The organism is Jiangella rhizosphaerae (assembly GCF_003579925.1).
GTDB lineage: Bacteria > Actinomycetota > Actinomycetes > Jiangellales > Jiangellaceae > Jiangella > Jiangella rhizosphaerae.
Genome location: NZ_QUAL01000389.1, coordinates 1 through 10,380 on the forward strand (window position 1 = coordinate 1; position 10,380 = coordinate 10,380).

At 71.9% G+C, this 10,380-nt stretch carries 6 protein-coding genes; all 6 read right to left on the bottom strand.

Features of this window, described 5'->3' with window-relative positions; all coding sequences use genetic code 11:
* Window positions 1–301: UbiA family prenyltransferase (locus tag DY240_RS26400; RefSeq protein WP_199702498.1), on the bottom strand; the 301-nt coding region annotated here is incomplete at its 3' end.
* Window positions 298–1,452, bottom strand: coding sequence for an inositol-3-phosphate synthase (locus DY240_RS26405; RefSeq protein ID WP_119662656.1), 1,155 nt, complete (start codon window positions 1,450–1,452; stop codon window positions 298–300). The genes DY240_RS26405 and DY240_RS26400, both read right to left, overlap by 4 nt.
* Window positions 1,453–1,690: 238 nt before the next feature.
* Window positions 1,691–7,435, bottom strand: coding sequence for a ThuA domain-containing protein (locus tag DY240_RS26410; RefSeq protein WP_199702501.1), 5,745 nt, complete (start codon window positions 7,433–7,435; stop codon window positions 1,691–1,693).
* A 190-nt stretch (window positions 7,436–7,625) separates the two neighbouring features.
* Window positions 7,626–8,819 carry a Gfo/Idh/MocA family protein gene (locus DY240_RS26415; RefSeq protein WP_119662657.1) on the bottom strand — a complete coding sequence of 398 codons (1,194 nt, stop codon included), beginning with the start codon at window positions 8,817–8,819 and terminating at the stop codon, window positions 7,626–7,628.
* 81 nt (window positions 8,820–8,900) lie between these two features.
* The gene (locus tag DY240_RS26420) at window positions 8,901–9,968 is read right to left on the bottom strand and encodes a substrate-binding domain-containing protein (RefSeq protein WP_119662658.1); all 1,068 of its coding nucleotides are present in this window, start codon (window positions 9,966–9,968) and stop codon (window positions 8,901–8,903) included.
* Between the two features lie 92 nt (window positions 9,969–10,060).
* The coding region (locus DY240_RS26425; RefSeq protein WP_407659413.1) for an ABC transporter permease at window positions 10,061–10,380 on the bottom strand (320 nt) is incomplete at its 5' end.

Here is a 10,380-nt window from a genome sequence, read left to right on the forward strand (position 1 = left end):
CGGCCAGCGCCGCCAGCCCGACGCCGGCCGCCGTCAGCCCGGCGGCCAGGGCGAGCGCCTCGCCGGGCTTCACCCGCCCGGACGGGATCGGCCGCTCCGGCCGCTCGAGGCGGTCGAGGTCGCGGTCGGCGTAGTCGTTCAGCGCCATGCCGGCCCAGTACAGGCAGGCCGAGGCCAGCGGCGTCACCGCGGTCCGGGCGCCGTACGGGAACCCGGCCGCGGCCGCGCCGGCCAGCGAGTCGCCCGGCACGGTCAACGCCGCGGGCGCCCGCACCAGTTCGGCGACGTCGCGCAGCCTCATACCGCTCCCCGGCCGGCCCGCTCGCACCAAGAGACCAGCGCGTCCCACTGCCGGCTCAGCGCGTGCACGTCGCTGGCGGCCGGGTCCTTGAAGAAGAACCCGAACTCCGGCACCGGCCCCGAGGCGCCCACCTCGTGCGCCCGGGCCACCAGCCGGACGAGGTCCAGCACCAGCGGCGCGGCCAGGGAGGAGTCGCAACCGGACCAGGTGAACTGCATGGACATCCGGGTGCCGAGGAAGCCCTCGAACGACACCAGGTCCCACGCCGTCTTCCAGTCGCCGAGGTCGGGGACGTAGTCGATGTGCAGCGGCCCGTCGACCGGGTGGCCGAGGATCGACTCCAGCCCGTTCGCCTTGGTGGCGATCTTGCTGGCGGCGTTGTCGGGGTCGGCGAGCGTCTGCCCGTCGCCGCCGCCCAGCAGGTTGACCGACGACCACGAGCGCACCTTCAGCGCGCGCATCGCGAACATCGGCCCGAGCACGGTCTTGACCAGCGTCTCGCCGGTCTTGGCGTCCGAGCCGGCCCACGGGACGCCCTGCTCCAGGGCCAGCGCGGACACCGCCGGGACACGCGGCCCCGGGCTCGGGGTGAACGCGACGTACGGGCAGCCGGCCCGGAACGCCGCGTACGCGTAGAGCGAGCTGCCAGGCAGCGGCGACTCGCCCGCGTCCAGGGCCGCCTCCAGCGCCGCGAGCGTGGCCAGCGCCGGGACGTCGCCGGCCGGCGGCTCGGTGCTGGACACGTCGACGACGACCACGCGGTCCAGGCCGTGCTCGTCGCGGAACGCGCGCAGCTCGGCCTCGACCCGGTCCGCCGCCTCGCGCTGCGTCCCGTGCCCGGCGGCGACGCCGGGCCGGATCCGCTCGTCGGCGGCGGTGAGGTCGCCGGCGAGGACGGTGGCCAGCGCGGGCGGGAACACCCCGCCCGCGCTCAGCTCCTCGGCCCGCTTGCCCAGCGTGCCCTCGGCGACCTCGTGGCCTCCCACGACGACGCCGTCGAGCGACGGCAGCCCGGCAGCCGCGACCTCCGGCAGCTCGGACACCATGCCGGTGTGCCCGGCCAGCCGGGACCGGATGGCCAGCAGCCCGACGGTCGTGGTGGTGGCCACGGAGCCGCGGGCGCCGATGAACCAGATGCCGACGCCGCTCATGCCAGCGCTCCTTCCCGCGCCACAAGGGTGGCGCCCCGGTGCCGGCGCGGAGCGCGTCGCTCCGGCACCGGGGCCGGGAACCGGCGTAGGCCGGCTCCCCGTCGCCCATGAGAGCCCGGCCCGGCGATCCGGGGCAGGGCCGAGGTGCCCTGGTCGCGGGTTCCGTTCCGGCGCGGTGCGCCGGACGGCAGCAGAACTCTCATGGTGACGTCTCCTCGTGGTGGGGGTGGGGGACTCGTTACTCGATGGCGGGCAACTCCCTGCCCTCTGTACGGTCCGGATCGCCGTCGAGACGGCCCGTACCGGTGAGTGCTTCGCCACCGTTGGCCCGGACGCCGGCCGCCGCCTGCCGCGGCGTGCCGCCGAGCCGGATGATCATCGCGTCGGCGTCCCGCAGCAGGGTGTTCTTCGCCCCTGCGTCGGTGACCTGCGCGTTGACCGTGCTCTTGAACGTCTCCAGGGCGATCACGGCCCGCTCCGCACGGCCCATGCCCTCCTGGCGGCGGGCGGTCGCCAGCGACTTCTGCAGGTCTCTGGCCACCCGGGACGTGAGTTGCCCGGCCGTCTCGAACTGGGTGATCAGGCTCTCCATGTCGGCGAACGACGTGGTGGAGAAGAACACCAGCTCCTGGACGGTCTCGTTGCCTGCCGCGTCCTCCGCCGCGACGACCAGCTCGTGCAGGCCGAGCGGGATCGCGTGCAGCGCGACCACGGCGCCGGACTCGATGGGCGCGCCGTCCAGCGTCCCGGTCGTGGTGACCGGGCCGTTGTCGGTGGCCGTCCAGGTGACGGTCAGGCTCTGGCTGTCGCCGTAGAGCTGGCCGTGCGCGACGCCGCTGACCACCAGGACCGGGGCGGAGCCGTCGACGGTCACCGTGACCGCCTTGGCGTCCTCGACGTTCCCGGCCGCGTCCGTCGAGCGGTACCGCAGCTCGTGCTCGCCGTCGCCGCTGACCGCGACCGGGCCGTCGTACACCGTCCAGTCACCGCCGTCGAGGGACCACTCCGTGGCCGCCACGCCGGACGTGGCGTCCTCCGCCGTCACCGTCACCTGAACAGCACTGCCACCGGCGCTGCCGATAGTGGCGGTGCTGACCGGCGGGGTGGCGTCCTTGCGGACGGCCGCCGCGACCGGCTCGGACACGTTGCCGGCGGTATCGGTGCCACGGAACTCCAGCGCGTGCTCACCGTCGGCGTCCACGACCACCGCGCCGGTGTACGGCGTCCAGTCGCCGCCGCCGATCCGGTACTCCAGCGCGACCTCGCCGCCCTGGTCGTCGGTGCCCACCGCGGTGACGGAGACCGGGCTGGTCCACCAGCCGTTCCGACCGGTCGGCTCGGCCGGGTCGAGGGCCACCTCGACCACCGGCGCGGTCTCGTCGGCGGTCTCAGCGTCGACGTGGAAGTAGTCGAACGTGACGGTCTTCGGCGCCGCCTGAGACGTGCCGATGGTGAACAGGCCCACCCGGACGTCGCCGGAGGACAGCGCGGTATTGGTGACCGCCTCGCCCAGCTGGGTCCAGGTCTGGCCGTCGGCGCTGTAGGCGCCGCTGTAGCTGTCGCCGGACCGGGTCAGCCGCAGGTGCCACACGCCCTGCGTCAACCCCGTGACCTGGGGCTGCGGGTTCTGGATGGCGGCGCCGACCTCGCTGCGCAGCTCGATGCGGCGGGCCACCGGCTGACCGGCGGGGTTGTCCACCACGAAGTCGAACTTGACGTAGTTGTCGTCGTCGCCGTAGACGATCAGGCCGCCCTGCTGGTACTGCTCGACCAGCGCGGAGCCGTCGACCAGCGTCTCGATGGTCCACTCGTCGCCCTCGGGCGCCGGCTGGAGCATGAAGTTCCCCGGCGGCGGCGTGGTGTCGCCGGTGTAGATGTCGCCGTTCGAGGTGTCGATCTCCAGCTTGCCGCCGGCGACCCGGTAGCCCGCCTCGTCCGGCCGCAGCACGGTCCAGCGGCAGCCGTCCAGCGTCGTGCCGTCGAACTCGTCGTCCGGCGTCGGCGGCGTGGCGGTGTCGTCCGGCGTGATGTGGAACGAGTCGAACCGCACCTCGGTGACCGGCTGCCCGGTGCCGGACAGCGCGACCAGGCCGATCTTCGGGTTCTCGATGCCGGCCAGGCTCTTCGTCTGCGGCATCTCGGTGAAGTTCACGCCGTCGGCGCTGTAGGCGGCGCGCAGGTTGCTGCCGTCGCTGATGTAGCGCACCCAGACGGTGTCCGGGTAGTCGGCGCCGAGGTTGGCGGTGTTGCTCTCGCCGACCTCGTTGGGTGCGCCGTTCTCCTCGCGGATGAACTGGAAGATGCGCGCCGCCGGGTTCGTGGTGGCGGTGTCGCGGCCCTCGAGCACCATCTTGGCGTAGTTGTCGTCGTCGCCGTAGATGATCAGGCCGGCCTGCTGGTAGGCCCGGTAGGCCTGCATGGTCAGCTTCGCGGTCGCGGTGAACGGCCCGTCCGGCAGATCCTGCAGGACGATGTTCGGCGTGTCCGTGTTGTTGGTGCCATAGATGTCGGTGCTCGACGTCGGCAGCACCAGGTGCCCGTCCTCGACCACCAGGTCCTGGTTCTCGCGGACCACGGTGGTCCAGCGGTCGCGGTCCAGGGACGTGCCGTCGAACCCGTCGGAGCGCCCGTTCAGGCAGACCGGCGGCTCGGTGACGACCGGATCGACCTCGATGGTGACGTGCTCGGTCGCCGCGGCGCCGCGGGCGTCGGTCACCGTCACGGAGGCGTCGTAGCTGCCCGGCTCGGTGTAGGTGTGCGACGCCGTCGGGCCGGTGGCCGTGCCGCCGTCGCCGAAGACCCACGCGTAGGTGAGCGGGTCGTCGCCCTCGGGGTCGGTGGCGCTCGCCGCGAAATCGACGTCCAGCGGGACGGTCCCGCTGGTCGGCGTCGCGGTCAGCTCGATGTCGGGCCGCTGGTTGTCGGTGACGCCGCGGCCGTTGAAGTCGATCCAGTTGACGTTGAGCTGGCCGGAGACGTTGACGAAGTACAGCGGGCCGCTGTCGTCGGCCGTCTCGCCGCTGACCTCGCCGGTGAAGTAGTCGTACGTCTGCCACGCGCCGGTCGGCTGCACGGTGATCGTCGCCACCGTCGGGCCGTCCGGCGAGCCGGTGCGCACCTCGACCGTCGACGCACCGCTCGGCGTCGCCGCCCGCAGCGTGATGCTGTCGATGTTGGTGAGGTTCATCGGGTCCCAGGCCCACCAGTCACCGGGCTCGATGAACCCGATGTTCTGGCTGCCGCCGAGGACGTCGCCGGTGGTCTCGCGCTGCACGCCCGGGTCGCCGCCCGACGTGGAGCCCGACAGCCGGCCGGTGAGGTCGAAGTGCTCGGCCTCGCGCCGCTTCGGCTGCAGGACCAGCACCTCCTGCGTGGTCAGCGGGCTGACGTTCGGCGCGCCGTTGTCGGTGTAGGTGACCGTGACGGTGCCGAAGATGTTCGCGCCGACGTGGCCCTCGTCGCCGGGCAGCGGGAACACGCCCTCGCAGCCGAAGTACTCGGCGTACTCGTGCGAGTGCTCGTCGTGCCCGAGCGCCGGCTGGGTGACGATGCGCGGGCACTCGCCCTGGCCGTCCTCGGCGTCGGTGGCGCTCACCTCGTAGCGGATGGTGTCGCCGAACTCGAAGAACCCGCCGTTCGGCGGCCACGCGACGTCGACCTCGGGCGCGGTGTTGCCGGCCGCGATCTCGACGTTGGCGATGTCCTGCAGGCCGTCGGCGTCGGTGACGGTGAGCGCGACGGTGTAGTCGCCCGCCGTGGTGTAGGTGTAGGACGCCTCCGGCTCGGTGGAGTCGACCGTGCCGTCGCCGTCGAAGTCCCAGGCGTAGGTGATCGGCCCGCCCTCGGGGTCGATCGACGCGGTGCCGTCGAAGGCCACCTCGAGCGGCAGCGGGCCGGAGGTCGCGCTGGCGTCGATGCGGGCCACCGGAGCGCGGGTGCCCTGGATGTAGTCGATGCGGTAGACGCCGGAGTCGGCGTTGTTGCCGCCGAAGCCGCTGCCCCACTCGATGAGATAGAGCGCGCCGTCGGGGCCCCACTGCATGGCGTGCGGCCGGGCGAACGGCCAGTCCGGGAACACGGCGTTGATGTCCGTGACCGCCGCACCGGTCTCGTCGAGCTGGAACGAGTACAGGTTGCCCTGGTTCCACTCGGCGAAGATCGCCTTGCCGTCCCAGTACGCCGGCCACTTACGGTCCGACGCCAGCTCGGGGTCGTAGCGGTAGACGCCGCCGGCCATCGGGGCGCCGCCGCCGCCGATCTCCGGGAACAGCGGGTTGGTGGAGTAGCCGTACCAGACCTCCGCCTCGATGGCGGCGGGCAGCTGGGTCAGGCCGGTGTTGTTCGGCGAGTTGTTGACCGGCGCGTCGCAATCGAACGCGGCGCCGGACTGGTTGGTGGCGAAGTCGAAGTCGATGTACGGCGTGTTGTCGCCCACGCAGTACGGCCAGCCGTAGAAGCCGGGCTCGTCGACGATGTTCCACTCCACGCGGCCGTCCGGCCCCCGGCTGGGGTTCGCGCTGCCGGCGTCCGGGCCATAGTCGGCGACCATGAGCTTGTTGGTGGCCGGGTCCAGGCCGATGCGGAACGGGTTGCGGAAGCCCATCGCGAAGATCTCGGGCCGGGTCTGCGCGGTCCCCGGCGGGAACAGGTTGCCCTCCGGGATCGTGTAGCCGCCGTCGTCGGACGGGGTGATGCGCAGCACCTTGCCGCTGAGGCTGTTGGTGTTGGCCGACGTGCGCTGGGCGTCCCAGAGCTCCCGGCCGGGCCGCTCGTCGATCGGCGCGTAGCCGTTGGACGCGAACGGGTTCGTGTTGTCGCCGGTGCTCAGGTAGAGGTTGCCGTCGTTGTCGAACTCCAGCGCGCCGCCGGCGTGGCAGCACTCGACCCGGTTGGTCGGGAACTCGAGGATGACGGTCTCGCTGGCGAGGTCGAGCGTCTCGCCGGTCAGCGTGAACCGGGACACGCGGTCGATCGCCTGGCTGCCGGTCGGCGAGTACGTGAGGTAGATCCAGCCGTTCGTGGTGAAGTCCGGGTCCAGCGCGATGCCCAGCAGGCCGAACTCCTGGCCGGTGTACACGCTCAGCGTGCCGACCGTGGTGGCCGAGCCGTCGGGCCGGATGAGCCGGACCGCGCCGTTGCGGTCGATGTAGAAGACCCGCCCGTCGTCGGCGACCGCCAGCTCCATCGGGTTGCTGGTGGTGTCGTCGAGCGTCACCTTCTCGAAGCTGTCCGGCTTGCCGGCCGAGCAGTCGGCCGGCGTGACGCCCGCCGCGGTCTCGATGCCGCCGAGGACCAGCTGCAGGAACTCCGGCTCGGAGTAGGACTCGATGGTGTGCCCCAGCCCGGTGTACCAGGAGCGGCCGCCGTCGTAGTCCTGGCACCAGGTGATGGGGTGGTCCGCGCCCATCGCCCCGCTGCCCGGCGAGTACGACTTCTCGTCCAGTGACGTCAGCACGTGCACGTCGCCGCGCGGGTTGGACTGGTAGTTGTACCACTCGTCGTACCGTGACCAGAGCGGGTCGAGGTGCGCCGTCGACGGGTGCGCGGGGTCCTCCACCTTGACCGTCGCGGTCTGGTTCTGCGGGTGATTGGCGAAGTAGGCGCCGACCAGCCCGCCGTACCACGGCCAGCTGTACTCGGTGTCGGACGCCGAGTGGATGCCGGCGTACCCGCCGCCGTTCTGGATGTACCGCTCGAACGCCGCCTGCTGGTCGGCGTTGAGCACGTCACCGGTGGTCGACAGCCAGACGACGGCGTCGTACTGGGCCAGGTTCTCGTCGGTGAACGCCGCGGCGTCCTCCGTCGCGGTCACGTCGAAGTCGTGCTCGGCGCCCAGCTGCTGGATCGCGGCGATGCCCGCCGGGATCGAGTCGTGCCGGAAGCCGGCGGTCTTCGAGAACACCAGGATCGAGTAACCGCCGTGGCCAGGGTGGGCCGCGGCCGGAGGCGCCATCGCGGCGACCGCGAGCGGCACCGCCGTCACGACGGCGACACCTGCAGCCAATAATCGCCGCGCCCATCGGCGGGCGCGTTGCGCGGGATGACTCACCACAGTCTCCTCTGACTGTCGGGAACGGGATGTGCGCTCCGTGCCGGGGATGCCCCCGTGGTACTCGGCCCTCGCAGTGCTGCGGGTGTTCGTGTCGTGCCGGTCGGCGCCGGCCCGCTGGATCTCAGGCGGGTGCGGGCACCTCCGTCCACGCGCTCCCGGCGGCGGCGCTGTCCTCGACGGCGGCCAGGATGCGCTGCACGTTCAGGCCGTCGGCGAACGACGGCTCGGGGTCGCGGCCCTCCGCGATGGCCGTCAGCAGGTCGACGGCCTGGTGGGTGAAGGCGTGCTCGTAGCCGAGCCCGTGCCCCGCGGGCCACCAGGCGCTGACGTAGGGGTGGCTGGGCTCGGTGACCAGCACCCGCTTGAAGCCGGCCACCCGCGGGTCCTCGGTGTTGTCGAAGACCTGCAGGACGTTCATGTCCTCGAAGTCGAACGCGAGGCTGCCCTTCGCCCCGTTGATCTCGATGCGGATGGCGTTCTTGCGTCCGGTGGCGAACCGGGTCGCCTCGAACGAGGCCACCGCTCCCCCGGTGAACCGGGCCAGGAACAGCGCGGTGTCGTCGACGGTGACCGGGCCCTTCGCCGCGTCCGCGGAGGCCGCGCCGGCCAGGCCGGTGAACGACTCGGGGATCGGGCGCTCCTTGACGAACGTCTCGAGGATCGCGCTGACGCCGGTGATGCGCTCGCCGGTGATGTACTGCGTCAGGTCGATGATGTGCGCGCCGATGTCGCCGAGCGCACCCGAGCCGGCCTTGTCCTTCTCCAGCCGCCAGGACAGCGGCGCGTCGGGGTCGGCGATCCAGTCCTGCAGGTACTGCGCGCGGACGTGGTGCAGCTGCCCGAGCCGGCCCTCGGCCACCAGCTGCCGGGCCAGCGCGATGGCCGGCACCCGGCGGTAGGTGAAGCCAACCAGGCTGCGCACGCCCGACTCCGCCGCCTTCGCCGCCGCCTCGGCCATCGCCTCGGCCTCGGCGACGGTGTTGGCCAGCGGCTTCTCGCAGAGCACGTGCTTGCCGGCCTCGAGCGCCGCGATGGCGATCTCGGCGTGGGTATTGCCGGGCGTGCAGACGTCGACCAGTCCCACGTCGTCGCGGGCGACGAGTTTCCGCCAGTCCGTCTCGACGCTCTCCCACCCGAAGCGTCTGGCGACGTCGCCGGCCGCTTCGCGGTTCCGGCCGCCCAGCGCCACCAGGCGCGGGACGATCGGAACATCGAAGAAGCTCGGTGCGTTGCGCCAGGCCTGGGAGTGGGCCGCCCCCATGAACGCGTAGCCCACCATCCCGATGCCGAGGGTCGGCGTGTCGTCAACCGTCATGTGTCGTGCCTTCCGTTGTGTGCCCCCGTTGGTGACGGGCGAGGGCGGGGCCGGCGCCGGCCCCGCCACCGCCCGTCCTGATCAGGACTCGAACGCCAGGGGGAGGTACTGCTCGACGTTGTCGGCGTTGACGACCGGAGCGTTCAGCACGATCCGGCGCGGCACCTCGACCTGGACCAGGTCCGACATCCCCTTGTTCTGCGCCAGCAGCCGGGCCAGCCGGATGCCGTCGGCAGCCTGCGTCGGCGGGTAGAGGATGGTCGCCTCCATCTCGCCCTCCTGGATCCACCGCATCGCGTTCGCCGAGCCCGCGCCGCCGATGAAGAAGAACTCGTCGCGGCCGGCGTTGTCGAACGCCTGCTTGACGCCGACGCCCTGGTCGTCGTCATGGTTCCAGATGATGTCGATCTGCGGCGCCGCCTGCAGCAGGTTCGACGCCTGCTCCTCGCCGGACTCGACGGTGAACTCGGCGGCGACGCGGTTGTCGACGGTCTGCCCGCAGCCGTCCAGCGCGTCGGCGAAGCCCTGCGAGCGCTCCTGGGTCAGCGGCAGCGAGTCGATGCCGGCGATCTCGGCGATGACCGGGTCCTCGATGCCGTTCTCCTCGATCAGCTGGCAGGCGTAGGTGCCGGCCGAGACGCCCATGCCGTAGTTGTCGCCGAGGATCGTGGTGCGCGCGGCGAACGGCGTGGAGAACTCGCGGTCGACGTTGACGACCGGGATGCCGGCCTCCATCGCCCGGGTGGCCACCTCGGTGAGCTGGGCGCCGTCGGTGGGCAGCAGCACGATCGCGTCGACGCCCTCGTTGATGAACGTCTCGATCTGGCTGATCTGCAGGTTGGCGTCGTTGGTGGCCTCGGCGGTGCGCAGCTCGACGTCCTCGTACTTCTCCGCCTCGGCGATGGCGGAGTCGTTGACGGCGGCCAGCCAGCCGTGGTCGGCGAGCGGGCCGGAGAAGCCGATGGTCACCGTCTCGCCCGGCTCGTCGTTGCCGCCGGCCGGCGCCTGATCCTCGTCGGTCGCCCCGGCCGCGGGCTCCTCTTCCTCGGGCTCGTTGCTGGTGCAGCCCACCACGAGTGCCCCGGCCGCGAACACGGCGGCCGTGGACGTCAGCAACCGGCGATACGGCCGATTCGTGCGTACGGACATGGGTCTCTCCTCGTCGTTGGTTCGGTTCCCGGACCGTCCGTCCGGAGGGTGCGCTCTTGGGGGTGGGTTCGAGGTGGTGCGGGCTCGGGACGCTAGGTGGACTCGCGGCTGCGGACGGCGACCCGCTGCTGCAGCAGGACGGCGATGACGATGATCGCGCCCTTGGCGACGGCCTGGGTGGAGCTGTCGAGGTTGTTCAGCGTGAACACGTTGGTCAGCGTGGTGAAGATCAGGACGCCGAAGATGGTGCCGACGATGGTGCCGCGGCCGCCGGAGAGCAGCGTCCCGCCGATGACGACGGCGGCGATCGCGTCCAGCTCGTAGAGCAGGCCGTGGGTGGAACTGCCGGTGGTGGTCCGCGCCATCAGCATGGCCGCGGCGATGCCGCAGGCCAGGCCCAGCACGACGTAGA

Coding starts and splice junctions, on each gene's coding strand:
- DY240_RS26415 (WP_119662657.1), bottom strand. CDS start 8,819: ATGACGGTTGACGACACGCCGACCCTCGGCATCGGGATGGTGGGCTAC.
- DY240_RS26420 (WP_119662658.1), bottom strand. CDS start 9,968: ATGTCCGTACGCACGAATCGGCCGTATCGCCGGTTGCTGACGTCCACG.
- DY240_RS26405 (WP_119662656.1), bottom strand. CDS start 1,452: ATGAGCGGCGTCGGCATCTGGTTCATCGGCGCCCGCGGCTCCGTGGCC.